Here is a 16,367-nt window from a genome sequence, read left to right as displayed (position 1 = left end):
ACCGCTATGCCATGCACTGATAGTAGTTAGGGGGGCAATTCGCCGGAATCTGTAATCGGAGTTAGAAAACTTGGCACCTATACTTGCTGTATCCGAACCTTCATTCGAAAGGTAGTGACATGGTATCAAGTATTGATTGCTGTAAAACCCTTAACAACTTGTCCTTCAGGGAACCTTCATTAATCCCGATCCACAACAAACAATGGTTTATCCTGAAACAACCACTTCAATTGCAGTCCCACTTCGGTAAATTCAAAACCGGCAGCTGTGTCGGAGGCAATATTACTGTATTTGCCATACATGCTGCCACTTAATCGTTTGGCGAACTGATGGTTGAGCTTGGCTTCGGCCCTAAAAATAGGAGTATTGGAGTCGTTTTCAACTTGTTGGTAACCCGCTGCTGTGCTGGCCATATACCCTGTTTTTTCTGAAAACTGACCGCGTACATCTGCAAAGAGCTCTACCGCCTGGTACTGTTCTGGGCTAAAATAAATCGTGGGTAATTGTTCGGCAAAGGTGATGTATTGGTAGTTGAGCCCCATCTTGACCGCTGGCTTTTGGCTGAGGGTATAGTACAGAGAGGTAAACAATAGATTACGGGTATTGGCATCGCTTTGTTGTGTATGCATAATTTGCGTATACCACCCCAAATTGAAGTTGGTTCCCAAATTATAATTCAAGCTGTAATGGTTTTGTACGATCTCGCGTTCGATCAGATCGGCATTGAAGTTTTGTACCTCACGTTGATACCCTAGATTGAGGTGCTGCATTTTCAGGGGTTGCAATTGCAATTGCGCGTCCAATACGGGTTGAGTATAGGCCTCGCTCATAAAACGGGAATTGTTCACACCCACGACTGTTTTTAGGGTAGTTTTGGGCATTAGCTTGTACTGAAGACCTGCCAAGGCCACATGCGAACTGGCTTGGTTGCCCGTAACCGTATTTTCAGTTGTTCGGTACATATAGGAAACGGTCGTCCGAAATTTAGTGGAGAGGGCCAGATCAGCCGTCGTATTTGTATAAAAAGCGACATTGTTGCCATTGTCAAATGTATAGGCCGCATGTTCGTTCACACTGGGAGTGTAGCTCAGGTCGAGTTTTTCGACAAAGGCCTTGGCATCCTTTTGATCTGCATAAATAGCCAAGGTTTTATAGGCGGCCCGGTATGCTGGTATGATGCGGTCAGCTGCGAAAAGAGCGTTCGCTTTTCCAAGGTTCCCATCAAAAGAGGTACTGTCTTGCGCTAGAATGGCATTATAATTCGCTAGACTGGTTTTGGCGTCCCCGGTATAGAGTCCTAGAGTCGCCTTTAGGGCGAAAACCCAATCGCGGTCGGCATATTCGGTTTCCAGGCTATCGATTTGTGTCTTGGCAGTTCGGAACTTTCGGTTCCAGATCAAGGCTTGTACGTAACGATTGAAAGTACGTTCGGTCAATTCATGATCGGCAAACCGTCCTACAGTACTCTTAGCGGTCATGGCAGCAGTCAAGGCTGCTTTCTCGTTCGCCGCAATGTGCTCGGCCAAGCTGATACCGTTCCATGCGGTAACGGAATCGATAGGGGAGGTGGCATATCGTGCATAGGTGGCCTTGGCGCTATCCGTTTGTTTGGCAATGAGATAAAGGTTGGCCAGGTTGAGTAGTGCCTCTTTGTCCTCCGGAAAATCAATAAAGATGTCTTGTAGCAAAGCCTTGCCTCGTGAATAATCCTGTTGATTTACAAATTGATTGGCATAGCCTAAGTGCATATATTTCCTGGAAATTTTGGCGCTCTGGTTGTTCGGTTGAATTTGCAAGGCCTTTGCTATCCAGTTAAGGGCTTCCTCATATTCCTTTAAATTACTTAGGGTATTGGCATAGCCCAATACGGCACCAAACTCATTGGGATGATCTGTTACCATTTGGGCGTACAAGGGCTTGGCGTCCGCATATTTCTTGTCCCACAAGAGGGCTTCCGAATAGTTGAGGGCCACCTCCATATCCTTGGGATAGGTTTCCAACAATCCTGCAAAGAGAATGGTCGCTTTTTCGGGCTCCCCGCTCAGGCCGACAGCGCGTCCGTAACAGATTTGGGCCGTTTTACTGGTGGGCTCTTCCTTTAAGGCATTTTCAAAGAAAGTTTCGGCCGCTTCGAACTTACCGGTTTCCAAAAGGGTAAAGCCTTCCTGAAAGGTATTCTGCGCATAAATACCCTGCACGTAGAGAAGGAAAACAACAAGGCGAAACCACCATTTCATGTTTTGTAGGTTAAAAAGTACAGGTGTAGAACGCATTTAGATGTCGTTTATTGGTTCGTATTGCAGAAATAAAAATACAACGGATGGTGAAAATTCAATCGAAAGAAAGCCTGCCACTGGTCTACAGTAATACGCGATTGGTCGATAGTAGTTGAAACGAAACCGCTAAAGAAGCCAGTAAACCGAAAGAAAACGAGTTGTTTTTAAGAATTACGATGATTTCAACGAAGACTTACAATAAAAAACAATATATCGGAAAAAAAAATGTTAATAGTAAGAAAATGACGATAATGTAAATCAATATTCTTACAACCTCAATACCGTCCCAAACCTAACCTATCTATGAAAGTCCTAACTATTGATGATCAGACCCTGATTCTCTTGTCTGTTGAAAAAAGACTCCAAGAACTGGGGTATACGGTCAAAACCGCTGCTACTGGAAAAGATGGCATTGCTATCTTTCAATCCTTTGAACCCGACTTGGTCCTAGTCGATATCAACATGCCCGACATGAATGGGCTTGAAGTCGTACAACATATTCGAAGCATAGAAGAAAACCGAACACCCATTTTGGTGATGTCGGGCAATACCAATGAAGATGTGATCATGCAAGGCTTTGACATGGGTGTAGACGACTATATGAAAAAACCGGTCAGCCTGAATGAGATGGTTGCACGGATCAAACGCCTGATCGGGAGCCCGGAAATACAAAAGACGTCACTCAGCTCAGAAGCACGCATGTTGCAAAAACACTGTGTCGGGGTGGTGATTCCCTGCTATAATGAGGAAGAACGGCTATCAAGTCAAGAATTCAAGGACTTTGCCCATAAGAATTTAGGATACCATCTCTGTTTCGTAAACGATGGCAGTACGGATAATACGCTACAAGTGCTCAATGAATTAAGGACAGGCCATGAGGAGAACATCAGTATCTACGATTGCGCCAAGAATGGCGGAAAGGCCGAGGCCGTGCGGCAAGGCATGCTACATTTGGAACAAGATCCGCAATTGGACTATATCGGTTTCCTAGATGCCGATCTCTCTACCGATTTCAGGGATTTTGATGAGCTCGTGCAAACCTTGGAAAAATCTGATTTTAAAATCGTCAGCGGTTCTAGAATGAGCCGCATGGGTGCTGATATCACTAAGGAGTCGGCTCGTAAGCTAATTAGTATGACGATCAATATGATCATTCGTACAATCCTTAAAATGCCCTTCAATGATACACAATGCGGGGCGAAGATCATGGAGCGTGATATGGTGAAAATGCTGTTTACCAAGCCCTTTATCACCAAATGGCTCTTTGATGTGGAAATCTTTATGCGCATGCGCAAATTCTATGGAAAACAACAGGTGCGTCAATACATCTGCGAACAGCCCCTGAAACGTTGGATTCATGCTGATGGTTCCAAGCTTTCCATGAAAGACTCCGTAAAGATTGTAGGGCAATTGGCAAAGATCGCCATCGCCTACAAATAGACGAATACTACCTACACACCAATCCCTAAAACAAACGCGCATGAAATTAGCAATCATAACGGCCTATCCGCCGAGTATGGTAACCCTGACCGAGTATGGATATTATTTGGTCAAACATTTCAGGTTACACGAAGCCATCACCGAAATCTATATACTATGCGACCATACCGATGGCCCCAAGGAGCTGGACTTTCAAGAAGAAGGCAGTACGATTATTGTCAAGGAATGTTGGGATTTCAATCGTTATACCAGCTTCTTTAGCGTTGCACGTTGCTTATCCGAGATACAACCCGATGCCGTGCTTTTCAATTTACAATTCCTGAAATTCGGGGATAAGAAGATTCCAGCGGCCCTGGGATTACTTTTGCCCGCTTATTGCCGGTACAAAGGTATTCCTACCATCTCCCTTTTGCATAATATTCTTGAGCAGGTCGATTTGGAAAATGCCGGTTTCACCAAAAATAAGCTCTTACAAACCGTCTATAATTTTATCGGGTCGAGCCTGACGCGTTTTGTGTTGGCCTCTGATGTTTTGGCGGTCACCATAAGCAAATATGTGGGTATTTTGGAGAAGAAGTACGGGGCGCGAAATATCGCCCTGATTCCCCATGGCACCTTTGAAACCCCGCCGGAGCCCACCTATGAATTACCGGAAGGACCGAAACAGGTAATGGCCTTTGGTAAGTTCGGCACCTATAAAAAAGTGGATATTCTCATTGAAGCGGTGGAGCTCATTCGAGCGCGTACCGACGAAAATATCGAAATTGTCATTGCAGGTACCGATAGCCCCAATACCCCAGGTTATCTCGAGGCGGTCAGTGAAAAGTACGGTCATGTACCCCAAATACGGTTCACGGGCTATGTGCGCGAAGAAGAAGTGCCCATCATTTTTTCACAAAGTGCAGTGACGGTTTTCCCGTATACCTCTACCACGGGAAGTTCAGGGGTACTGCATCAGGCCGGAAGTTATGGCAACGCCGTCGTCTTACCTGATTTGGGTGATTTGAGCATCTTGATACGGGAAGAGGGTTATGTCGGGGAGTTTTTTGATGCTTTGAGTGTGGAATCCCTTGCGGATGCCGTTCAAAAGATCTTGACCGATGAGGCCTATCGCATACGCTTGGGAGAAGCAAACTATGCAGCGGCCTGTTCCTTGCCTATGTCTGAGATCACCCAAATGTATCTTGATTATTTCAAGGCCGTGCAGCTGTCAAAGACCGAAGGACTTCCCTTCGTTTTGGAACAAGGAAAGAAACCAGAAAAAGTGGAGGCCTAGGGCGAGGTGTTTTTGGGACAAAGGAACCTTCCGTCCATTCGTCTATAGCAACGGGCTATCTACCGAAGCTGGTCATATTTAGAAGGTAATCCGACGGATATTTGCCTTGTGACCAGAGAATAAACTTAACCTAATCCATAGAATGTATGGCCTTACAGATTACCCAAATCAGAGACATGTTTGTAGTCATGGGAGAATTGAATAGTACAAACATCGAAATCTTGAACCGTCATATGAAACGGCATATTCGCTCGGGTTATCCGGTAACCTTAAACCTCGAAAGAATCAAGGGTATGGATGCCATTGCGACGAAGGTGATACAACAAATGGTTGAATGGGCCATGTATAAGAATAGTAGGCTATCTGTTCAAGGATTGGGCACTGAACAGATCATGCCCATGCTTAATAGGGCAAAAACCGCTTAAATAGTAAGTGATGACCGCATTTAAACTACTCTTACAAAAAGTTCCCCCGGAAAGGTTGTTTATGGGTAGTGTGCTTCTGGTCAACGGAGGCAACTACTTGTACAACCTGATTTTGGGGCGATTATTGGGTCCTGAGGCTTTTGCCGATGCCGCACTTTTGGTCACCTTATTATTGGTATTATCCTTTTTGGGAATGACCTTTCAGCTAGCCACCGCCAAATTTGCGGTGCTTTTCTCGGAAAGTGACTGGGATGCCTTTCAACAACTCCAATATAAATATGCCTTGACCTTCGGTATGGTCATTGGCCTTCTACTTTTTGGTTTTGCTGAAAACCTCAGTATCCTTTTTCAGACAGACTCCCCCCTGATGTTCAAGACTTTCGCGGCCGCAGTGCCCTTATATTTCTTCATGTCGGTTAACCGTGGCACGTATCAAGGACGTCAAGACTATGCAAAACTATCCGTTACCTACCAAGCGGAAATGTGGAGCCGACTGGTCTTAACACTAGTGCTATTGTGGCTTGTTCCCTTATCACCGGCCTTTTTGGTCGCCTTGGGTATCGCTATTTCATTCGTCTTCGGTTTGATTCCCACGACCTTTGATAGTAAACGACTGTTTAAAAAAGTCAGGCTGTCGGCGCCCCATAAAAAGCGCGTGATGCAATTTATGGTACTTACCGCCTGTTATGAACTGACCCAAATCATTATCAATAATAGTGATGTACTAATGGTCAAGCATTACTTCGATACTTTAGACGCCGGCCTATATGCTTCGCTGGCCCTAATCGGAAGGGTAGTGTATTTCGTGGCCTGGATGTTCGTGATGTTATTGCTACCCGATGTGGTGCAAAAACAGAAGAATGGAGAAGCCACAGCTCCGGTGCTCTTCAAATATGTGGGGTATATAGGTTTTCTGTCTTTGGGTATTGTACTCTCTTGCGCCTTGTTCCCAGAACTGATCGTACAATTGATGTTCGGTAAAGCCTATCTATCCATCGCTCCCTTGTTGTGGCAGTATGCCCTTGCGACCTCCTTATTCGCCATTTCGAACATCTTTGCATACTACTTTTTGTCCTTGGACGAATATCGGCCAGTGCTTATGTCCGGTCTTATCGGAGTCTCCCAAATTGGCTTGATCGTCTTTTTTCATAGCAGTTTGCAAATGGTGGTCGGTGTACAGATTATCGCGATGGTGTTCTTGTTGGTGACTCAACTGATTTATTTCCTTCAAAAGAACCAAAAAACATAAGTGTTGGGTATCGTGTTTTGATGTGTAGTAAACCCAAAGACCTTATGCTCTTTGGGTTTTTCTTTGGTATTGGGCTTCATTTTGATGGGGTGTGAAAGCGTAGGGTTTTGTGAATCGGATAGGGGGCGTTCGGGTTCATCCGTTGCGAGTTACCATTCACCTACAGCAAAGGCCCACCCGTCGCAAGACACCCTTACAACCCACAACTTTAGAGGATATTTGTACTAACGAAACCAATGAACCCTTTAAAACTTAACCTGATGAGACTGGCAATTGTAACCGCGTATCCCCCGAGTAAAGTAACCCTAACGGAATACGGATACCATTTGGTAAAACACTTTAGACTTCAAAAAGAAGTCACTGAAATTATATTGATTACCGATAAGACGGAAGCAGAAAAAGACTTGACGTTTGAAGAAGAAGGTTGTAAGATCACGGTACGGGAGTGTTGGGGTTTTAATGACTATACCAACGTCCTAAAAATCAATAAGGTCATCTCGAAAACCCAACCTGATGCAGTACTTTTTAACCTGCAGTTCCTGAAATTCGGGGATAAAAAGATTCCCGCTGCCTTAGGATTGATGCTGCCGTTGATCTGTAAACTTAAAGGTATCCCTACCATATCACTATTGCATAACATATTAGAGCAAGTGGATTTGGATAATGCCGGAATTACGGCCAATAAATGGTTGCAACGCGCGTATAATTTTATTGGAAGTACCTTGACCAAATTCGTGCTGACCTCCGATGTCTTGGCGGTGACCATTAGCAAATACAAAACTATCCTTGAAAAGAAATACAAGGCCAGAAATGTGGCCCTGATTCCCCACGGTGCTTTTGAGACGCCCCCTGAACCTGATTATTGTTTGGGTGAGGGACCAAAGCAGGTTATGGCCTTCGGTAAGTTCGGTACTTACAAAAAGGTGGAGATTATGATCGAGGCCGTAGCGTTGATTCGAAAACGTACCGGGGAGAATATCGAAATCGTGATTGCCGGAACCGATAGTCCCAATACACCTGGGTATCTAGAATCCGTACAAAAGAAGTATGCCCATGTTTCACAACTTCGGTTTACCGGTTATGTGGCCGAAGAGGACGTGCCTGTTGTCTTTAGGGAAAGTGCCGTTGTCGTTTTTCCATATACCTCTACGACAGGAAGTTCGGGAGTATTACATCAAGCGGGAAGTTATGGAAAGGCGGTCGCCCTACCAGACTTGGGAGACCTCAGTATTCTGGTCGAGGAAGAAGGCTACAAAGGAGAGTTCTTTGATCCTAAAAGCAAGGAGTCATTGGCGGACGCCATAGCGAACATCTTGCTCTATGACAGTTATAGAATACATTTGGGTAAAACCAATTACAGGGCGGCTTGCTCATTGCCCATGGCCGATATCACTCAAATGTATGTGGATTATTTTAAGGCCATACAGTTTTCCAAATCCACGGGAAGAACGTTGAATTTGATGACCGAAAAACGAAAGGAAATGGTTTAGTTTTTTTATATCTGGTTAAGTCGAGGAGAGGTGGTCTGGTTAGCTGCCTCTCTTTATTTTTTTTCGATCAGCGAATAATAGGCTTTTTTGGGTTGCCCATCGCCAGCTAATACACCAAAATGACGTTGCCTGGCCTTGCGCCACGGCAAACGGCCCACCACCGAATTTGGAACGGACTCAAAATCGTAGAGCGTCCAAATCATGAATGGAATGCTTTCCGAATCCAATAGTTTTTGCATTTGTATGACGTATTCCGCCTGATTTTCTTCTGAGCCCAGATAAGCATTCCAGATGCCATCATAAGAGGAATATCCATACTCTTGAAGCACCAAGGGTTTATCCGGTACATTCGTTTTCAATTCTTGAAAAGCTACCATGAATTGATCGGGTTCCCGGTAATAATGAAAGGAAACGAAATCGACCTCTTTAGCCAAGTTCGTTGCAGCCTCTGGACTTGACCACCCAATAGTTACAGGGTGTTGGTTATCCCAAGACTTCACTTCCGAAATCATTCGTCCTAGCCATGCCGTAACCTGGGTCTTACCTCTTGTTTCAAAGTCAAGATCGGGTTCGTTTTTAATATCCCATGCCAATAGGGCAGGGTGGTCCTTAAGTGCTGTGACGATTTGTTCGGCATGTCTATGGGTGAGGGTCCAATCTCGAAGGCTATAGTCCCCATAAAAATCGAACAAGGTCAATACCACTTTGAGGTCGTTCTTTTCGGCCATATCCAAAGTGTGTTGCAACTGCTTCATTTTTTCGATCTCTATTTGAGCCTTTCCGAATGTTTTATAGGGGACAAAAATCCGCACCGTATTGAGGTCCATGTGTTTGATTTTTGCGAAATCCGCGGTGATGCTACTGTCCGAAAATGTTGCTCCGAACATATTCCAAGGATGTTTTTGGGGATAGTAATTGACCCCTTTACTTTTTGTAACAGCACTCAGATCGGGCCGGGATACCTTGGTTTTTTCTACTTCTTGGGATGGGAGTTTGATCAGATGACGTATTCTCCAGAAGCCATCTTCTAGCAAGAGCATGACCTGATAAGAAGCGATTTCCGTATGTTGGGCAATACGCTTTTGGTCCATATAGGCCTCTTCATAGCGCTCTACATTAGTATCGGTGAGTACTGCTATCTTTCCATCGGCGCTGTAGAACTCCAAGGTCGGATGATGCTTGAGGGTCGAACTCTTGAAATAAACATTGTTTTTAAGGTTGAGGTCCAGTATGTCATACAGTTGTACCTGGGCGCTATCAGTATAATAGTCTGCAGTGCCGTACCGATCGTTGGTCTCTAAAGCGATATTTCGAACATACCACGCTTTCAGATAATCCCGTTCCAATTCCGACAGGGTTTGTGAACTTATCGGTCTGCCTTCGTTGGTCAAGGGTGTCCAAACGACCTGGGGCGCATAGTTAGGGATCTGTGCTTCTGGCAGATGCAATATTGCTGAACGATCCGCTCCGGTGTTCATATAGGAGAGCACCGAACTTACCCCGGCTATGATAGCCGCATTGATCACCAAGAAAGAGAGGATGAGCAGTGTGCGATATAGGGTACGGTTCGTTTTCATTGTAAGGTCACTTTTTTGGTTTTTCGAATTCCTGCCACGTCGACCGTTAGCTGATAGCTTCCTTTCGGATAAAAATCTTCTGAAATCTTGAATTGGGCAGAACCCAATCGCGAGGTGGTACGTAGCGTCTCCAGTAACGCGCCAGCGCTGTTGTGAATTTCCAGGGAAATAGGAATTCCATCGGGTACCAGTTGTCCCATAAAACTATGCAGTTCCGATAGGGTAAGGGTACGCCCGCCGCCTGAGTAAGAGACCTTGAAATCGTTTAAGGCAGGTTCAAAATCGAGGGAAATGGAATTGCTCTGGGCGGCGCCCGTAATATAGGCGGTAACGGACCAAGTACTGGGTTTATCGGGATGTAATAGCTTGCCCTCGGCCGAACCATTAATGGTCGTTCCTGTGGTCTGAAGAATCATTCCGTAGGGGTCGGTAATGAGAAAGTTCACAAGGGTACCATCGCTAACGGTATTTCCAAACTCATCTTTGATACGTCCCGTAGTAAAGGTAATAACTTGGTTACCATCTGCATAAGCGTGGTTTCTTGCATAGGTGATATTGAAATCGACCGCTTTTGCCGGATGTACTATAGCCGTCAGTTCTTTACTTGTACTCGCATCAAAGGAGGCCGAAATAAGCAGCCAACCCGATTTTTGAGAACTGTGCAAGTTGGTCCATCCGATACCATTTTTCAAACGTATAGGTGTCTCTTCAAGTGTTGAAGTGAACTGTTTTTTAATGGTCAATCTCGTGGAATCTGCCAACGGATTGTCAAAATGGTCCGTGGGGACTGTAACCAGCATGGTGAAATCATCTCCTCCCGCAGTGATACTTCTAGGTCCTAAATACGATGCTATTCGTGCCTTTTTTATGGGATGAGACCCTATACTAAGTTTCCCTTCGACATAGACTTTTTGGTCGTGTACCAGGGTCCAACTGCACTCCCCGGATTTCTGCGTAAAAAACTTGGGAAGTGTAAAGGTCAGTAAACTTTCCTTAAGATCGGGCTGTAGAACGGAGCTGCCGAAAGCGCTGTTCAACCATAGCTGAGGAGGGGAGGCACTATTACCCTGAAATTGAATTTGAATGCTTTCTCCGGCAACATAGGAGGTTTTGGAAGACACCAGTGCAAACTGATTTTCTTCGCTAGAGGTTCTGACTACTTCAGGGGCACATCCGTACCAAGTGAGAATCAGAAATGCTATGTAAATTCCTCTTTTCAAATTATTTAGGGTTTCCGATATAACTGTTCAATTCAATCTTTATAAAGTCAAATCCATCACCCGATATGGGTTGCAGCTGTGCAGATGGATGAATCTCGTTTCTATTCGGAAAAATCTTTTCCGCAATCGAAGCATTGGGTAGGCCGTTGACAAAGCATTGTTCGAGATCGCTTTTTAGTATCGCTAACCCTTTCAGTTGACATAGGTCATATTCAAAATATTGTTTGCGTTGTATACGTACACCCTCTCGCATGAAGTGATGATCCACCCAGATCAATTCCTTGTTTTTGTTGTAATACGAAATCAGAAGCTGGGGTATGGTGACTTCCTGTACCCCTGAGTTGAAGAGTGTTCCGGTAATCTTTCTTGATTGGTGACGAAGGTCTTGTAAGGTCAGTTGCTTATAGAGATCTGTAATGGCCACATTTCCGGCACATTGCAAATCGAATTTGGTCGGTAGTTCTTTAAGGCTCAAGGGTGTAAATTCATCAGGGTCAAAGGTAGGAGGGATGGTATCTTTGGTAGACGACCAGGCGATGCCTTCGAAATCGATGCGAAAGGCAGTGATCTCCTTCGGCATTAATTTGTGCTTCAAATGGTACTTGGCATTGTGTGTGGCCAATGGTACGTCATTGTCGTTGTAGAGTGTCCCCTTAATGGTCACATCGGCAGGAGTGGTGTCAATATTCTGAACTTCCCCGATGAGGCTATACCCTCCATTGCGCTGTACCAATTTTGCACTGAGCACTTCTAAAACGGGTTGTTTCAATACATCTTCATGATGGGTCTGTTGCGTGGTAATCCGCCGTCTACCGTGATTGAAAAAGGTAGTACTATTGTTTGTCATCAACTGGTCTGGCGGCAGATCGCTATCAAAATGTTGTGGTACGATATACCAATTGCCGTTTCTTCTTGACAGGGTGTGATAGAACGTTTTATCTACTTTTTCCAAGGGCGTGATCCATTTGGTCTCCACTTTGGCCCTGGCACTATGTTCGTTCGTTGGTAACAGCTCGATGGCAATGGCATCCAATTTGGCATAGGAACTCAAAATACCATCGGTGACCGATACCTCTAACATGTATTGCGATAAGGTTAGGTCGTCGTTAGGGTCCATGTAGGAATAAGCCCGTTCAAATTCCTTGAAATCAAGGGCGTCGTAATAGGCCGTAATGACATTTTTCGGGCTCCGCTGCGCCGTATTGACGAGATAGAATCGATAGGTACCGTAGGCCATTGCTATCAATAGGAAACAAGCCCAAAGGTGATTGACACGAACCAAATTTGGAGCGAAACCACTATATGGAATGGCATAGGCTAAAAAGGGACCTTCCGGTAGTACTTTATTTTTCAATATACGGAACCATACCCATTGTATGTTGATTACAAATGCTAGTAGTACCGTAAGAAAGGGGATAATGCCCCACATCACTTTTAAGGCTTGGGATACCTCATCTTTTGGGATGATCTTTGGTAATGGTGGCACATTCAGTCGCTCCCATACCATAATGCCATTTTCCAACTGTTGTAGACGTTGCCATCCACAGAAATAGAGGATAGGGTCGTAGAACTTGTCATTCGAAAAAATGTATTTCAGGTGGTACTTTTCTGGTACCGTTAAAAACTGTTGTAGTGACCCGATGCCCTCTACACCTCTAAATTTGGAGTTTTCCAAGCGCTCAATTGCCCGAGTAGTCAATTCAGGTAGTCTCCGGGCCGAGTGGTAATTTCCATCTACGGTCATGGCATTGGTCTGTGCCGATAGCCAAGCCATCTGATCACCGAAACCTAGGGGTAGGTACCTCCATTGGTCGTGTTGATCTTGATTGAGGAAATTTACGATGGGTAACATCTTTATTTTTTGGGGCTGGGCAGGTCTGAAGTAATTCAAGCTCATCGTAAAAATAACCATCAACAATAACCCTCCGGCGATGCAACCGCCAATAACCCGGTGATAGACTGCCCCAAATCGATCTTGTAAATAGGTTTTCAAGTCTCCTTCGACCATGCGATACGCGAACTCTCCGAATATAGGTAGGGCCATAATGGTCGCCCATAGGGTAAAACGATCCAACGTTAGGATATTGAAAGCGGTTTCGCCCAATAGTTTTAAGGGAATGGGAGTGGTACCACCTGTTCCTAGCAAGGCCAATAGGGAAAAAGACAGTCCGAAAAAGAGGTATCGCTTACTGAAAAAGCGATAGAAGATATAGGGCAATAGAAAGAGCAATATTCCCCAAGGAATCAGAAAAAAGACCAACCCGGATGAGGTTACCTCGAAAAAATTGTCTCGAGACCCATGTGGAATAGGTACTTGGGTTATTGGGTTGTTTTTGGAGTTGATCCAATACGGGAGTATACATACAACGATTAATACCAGTGATGAAAACCCAAAAGTCACGATACGCCAAAACAAGCGTTTGAATACCCCCCAGAAAAGACTGAACGTTACCTTTTTATACTGGCCTACCTGATCTTTGGCCGTATCCATAAGTACCATTCCGATCAAAGGAAAGATAAAAAAGATCATGCCGAATATTGGGGTCACGTGATGCGAAGTAACCGTTACGGCAATTAACGAAAGGCTGGTCGCAAGAAATCGAAGCCTTCCGGTCTTGATCCAACTATACACTTCAGGCAAGGCATGTAACAAGACAGATAGACCAATGATGCTCGGTAATTGACCAAAAAGGTGCAAAGTTTCGATAAAGGTGGAGGAGAAGACGGCCAATAATGCCGTATAGCCGGCAATTCTTCTATTCCCCGTAAGCAATAACCCGAAACGATAACTTCCCGTGATGAACAAAAAGATGGCTATCAAGGCGACCGAAAACAGACCAAACTTCAAACCGCCGATATACGAAAGCACTGCAATTGCTTGATGAACCAGTGGAGGGTAAGCCTGAACGGTAAAACCGGTATACCATCGGTAATCCCAAGGCTCAAACCAGCTTTGGGCATAATGGTCCGCAAAAAACAAATGAATTAGTGCATCATAGGTGCTTTCCAAAGTAAAAAAGATACTGGAACCATGAAAAGCGAGCCCTATAAAGAGTGCTAAGATCAGTATGGTATTCGTTCGTTGCACGGGACTAATGTGTAGGAAATTAAAACAACTTAAAGGTATATATATTGTGTGTTTTACCGATAACCTCCGGTCGAAGGCATAAAACCGTTCGTCTATAGAAAAACGTCATCCAACTTTTACAATCATAAAAGGGCGTCATCGGTCACTACATTTGCTTTAGAAACCCTATAAAAGTTTACCAGACAACAATTAAAACTTAACCTATGAAAATCTTAACCATTGACGATCAACAACTGATTTTACTTTCCGTAGAGAAACGATTGACCGAACTCGGCTACGAGGTGTTTACCGCAAATAGTGGACAATCGGGTATTGCGGCCATTGATACCTTTGACCCTGACATGGTCATTGTAGATATTAATATGCCCGACCTATCGGGGATAGAGGTGATTCAGCACATACGAATTGTTAGAAAACTTGATATCCCTATTTTGGTGATGTCCGGTAATACCAATGAGAAGACCATTTTGGAAAGCTATAACCTCGGTATCGATGATTATATGAAAAAACCGGTCAGCCTTGACGAGATGGTGGCCCGAATCAATAGGATACTAGGAAATAATTTTATTCAACTCTACACCGAGACCAATATCGAAACCAAGATAATCGGTAAGTACGGGGTAGGTGTGGTCATTCCATGTTACAATGAGGAAAACCGTTTGTCGAGGGCCTTGTTCAAAGACTTTATTGACAAAAATGTAGGTTACCATCTGTGTTTTGTCAATGATGGAAGTACGGATAATACCCTAGCGGTACTGGAGAAACTGAGGGAAGGCAACGAAGAGAATATCTCGATTTTCAATTGTGAAAAAAATGGTGGTAAAGCCGAGGCGGTGCGTCAGGGCATTCAGTATCTGACCAAACGTGAAGCATTTGATTATATCGGATATTTAGATGCCGACCTTTCCACCGATTTCAGTGATTTTGACGACTTGGTCAAAACAATTGGGAGTTCGGACTATAAAATAGTCAGTGGATCTAGAATAACACGCATGGGTGCGAATATCGCGAAGGAATCTGCCCGTAAGCTAATTAGTAAGACGATTAACCTGATTATACAGACTATTCTTGGAATGCCTTTTAAGGATACCCAGTGTGGTGCAAAGATCATGGATCAGGAAGTCGCTTCTTTGATGTTCGAGAAAAAATTCATTACCAAATGGTTGTTCGATGTGGAAATCTTTATGCGCATGCGGAAACACTACGGTAAGAAAGTGGTCAAAAAATACATTTGCGAACAACCCCTAAAGCGATGGGTACATGTCGATGATTCAAAACTATCGATGAAAGATTCTGTGCGGATCGTAGGTCAATTAGGCCAAATAGCCTTGTATTATAAATAGTTCATATACGCACTTGATGCCAATCTTCATAAAGGGATCGATTGCATTCCTTCGGCATAATAGTGACTATGGGTTACAAGGGAAGTCATTAAAAAAGGGGAATACACCGATTACGTGTATTCCCCTTTCCTTAATAAATAACCTAAGTTGCTCTTATTAATGCAATATGTAATTCTGCTCTACGTATCTAAAGCGTTTATTTTCTATAAGCCTCTTTATAAAAGAGGGCCTTTTTGATTCCTTTGGATAGTTGATTGGGCTACCCGCAGTACGATTGAAAAATGTTTTCATGACGTTGATTGTTTTTTGATGATGATGATGTCGAATCGCACTTAGCGATTAAAGTTCCTGTACTGGGCCCATTGAGACCTTTTACAATTTCTTAGGGATGAAAAATATTGTCCTGTTTTTGATTCTGTTGCTGTTCTGTTGATTGATGCTTTCATGGTTTTAGATTTTTATGTTGTTGATTTCTTTATTAACGATTGAAGTTTCTGTACTGGGCCCATTGAGACCTTTTACAATTTCTTAGGGATGAAAAATATTGTCCTGTTTTTGATTCTGTTGCTGTTCTGTTGATTGATGCTTTCATAATTATAGATTTTATATTGTTGTTTTTTAATTGACTTACACTTACTAGACGATAGATTTTTAATTTTGTTACAGTACTATGTATAAAAAGGTACTATTTTATGGATTATTTAACATTTAAAAAAATCAATTTAAACAATAATAATCTTTAAGATATTCATTATCAGATACTTAAATTAAAATTCTGATTTTGATGTTCTTGTAGTAAAGACTAAGGATTTTCTTAATCGTTACACTATTTTCTTTTTTTTCTTCTGAGAGCTCTTGTATTGTATGTCGTTTTTTTGTGGTAAAAACTGGTTTACGGTAGTATGGGCATGTCGGTCTAAGGGTAGGGTAAAGTCGGGGATTTAATCTTTGACCGGGGGTAGTCCTAAAAATAGGAAGTGTAC

10 protein-coding genes are annotated in these 16,367 nt (G+C 43.6%); 6 read left to right on the top strand and 4 right to left on the bottom strand.

The features are described from left to right. Positions 1 to 179 precede the first annotated feature (179 nt). Positions 180 to 2,237, bottom strand: a complete 2,058-nt coding sequence (locus ACKWCA_RS23530; RefSeq protein WP_413980703.1) for a tetratricopeptide repeat protein — start codon at positions 2,235 to 2,237, stop codon at positions 180 to 182. Positions 2,238 to 2,579: 342 nt separating this feature from the next. On the opposite strand from ACKWCA_RS23530, the gene ACKWCA_RS23525 reads away from it, so the two are divergent. The 5 genes from ACKWCA_RS23525 to ACKWCA_RS23505 all read left to right on the top strand — a co-directional run bounded on the left by ACKWCA_RS23525 (position 2,580) and on the right by ACKWCA_RS23505 (position 8,156). Continuing rightward, entirely contained in the window at positions 2,580 to 3,716 is a 1,137-nt protein-coding gene (locus tag ACKWCA_RS23525) for a response regulator (protein ID WP_413980702.1), read from the top strand. Positions 3,717 to 3,756: 40 nt separating this feature from the next. Further along, positions 3,757 to 4,992 carry a glycosyltransferase gene (locus ACKWCA_RS23520; protein WP_413980701.1) on the top strand — a complete coding sequence of 412 codons (1,236 nt, stop codon included), beginning with the start codon at positions 3,757 to 3,759 and terminating at the stop codon, positions 4,990 to 4,992. 146 nt (positions 4,993 to 5,138) lie between these two features. After that, positions 5,139 to 5,417, top strand: coding sequence for a hypothetical protein (locus ACKWCA_RS23515; protein ID WP_413980700.1), 279 nt, complete (start codon positions 5,139 to 5,141; stop codon positions 5,415 to 5,417). Positions 5,418 to 5,427: 10 nt separating this feature from the next. Beyond that, positions 5,428 to 6,666, top strand: a complete 1,239-nt coding sequence (locus ACKWCA_RS23510; RefSeq protein ID WP_413980699.1) for an oligosaccharide flippase family protein — start codon at positions 5,428 to 5,430, stop codon at positions 6,664 to 6,666. A gap of 260 nt (positions 6,667 to 6,926) precedes the next feature. Beyond that, positions 6,927 to 8,156 carry a glycosyltransferase gene (locus ACKWCA_RS23505; protein WP_413980698.1) on the top strand — a complete coding sequence of 410 codons (1,230 nt, stop codon included), beginning with the start codon at positions 6,927 to 6,929 and terminating at the stop codon, positions 8,154 to 8,156. A gap of 53 nt (positions 8,157 to 8,209) precedes the next feature. On the opposite strand, the gene ACKWCA_RS23500 is transcribed toward ACKWCA_RS23505, so the two are convergent. Genes ACKWCA_RS23500 through ACKWCA_RS23490 form a run of 3 tightly spaced genes read right to left on the bottom strand, consistent with a single transcriptional unit; the run spans position 8,210 to position 14,041 of the window. Next, entirely contained in the window at positions 8,210 to 9,733 is a 1,524-nt protein-coding gene (locus tag ACKWCA_RS23500; RefSeq protein WP_413980697.1) for a cellulase family glycosylhydrolase, read from the bottom strand. Continuing rightward, a complete protein-coding gene (locus ACKWCA_RS23495; RefSeq protein WP_413980696.1) occupies positions 9,730 to 10,953 on the bottom strand; it encodes a hypothetical protein in 1,224 nt (407 codons plus the stop codon). Before ACKWCA_RS23495 ends, ACKWCA_RS23500 begins: the two co-directional genes overlap by 4 nt. 1 nt (position 10,954) lies before the next feature. Next, entirely contained in the window at positions 10,955 to 14,041 is a 3,087-nt protein-coding gene (locus ACKWCA_RS23490; RefSeq protein ID WP_413980695.1) for a hypothetical protein, read from the bottom strand. 203 nt (positions 14,042 to 14,244) lie between these two features. On the opposite strand from ACKWCA_RS23490, the gene ACKWCA_RS23485 reads away from it, so the two are divergent. Next, positions 14,245 to 15,384, top strand: coding sequence for a response regulator (locus tag ACKWCA_RS23485; protein WP_413980694.1), 1,140 nt, complete (start codon positions 14,245 to 14,247; stop codon positions 15,382 to 15,384). Positions 15,385 to 16,367 lie beyond the last annotated feature (983 nt).

This window comes from Maribacter corallii (assembly GCF_047345415.1).
In the GTDB taxonomy this organism is placed as follows: domain Bacteria; phylum Bacteroidota; class Bacteroidia; order Flavobacteriales; family Flavobacteriaceae; genus Maribacter_C.
Note: the sequence above shows the minus strand (reverse complement) of the source record. Positions and strands in the feature narration are given on the sequence as shown.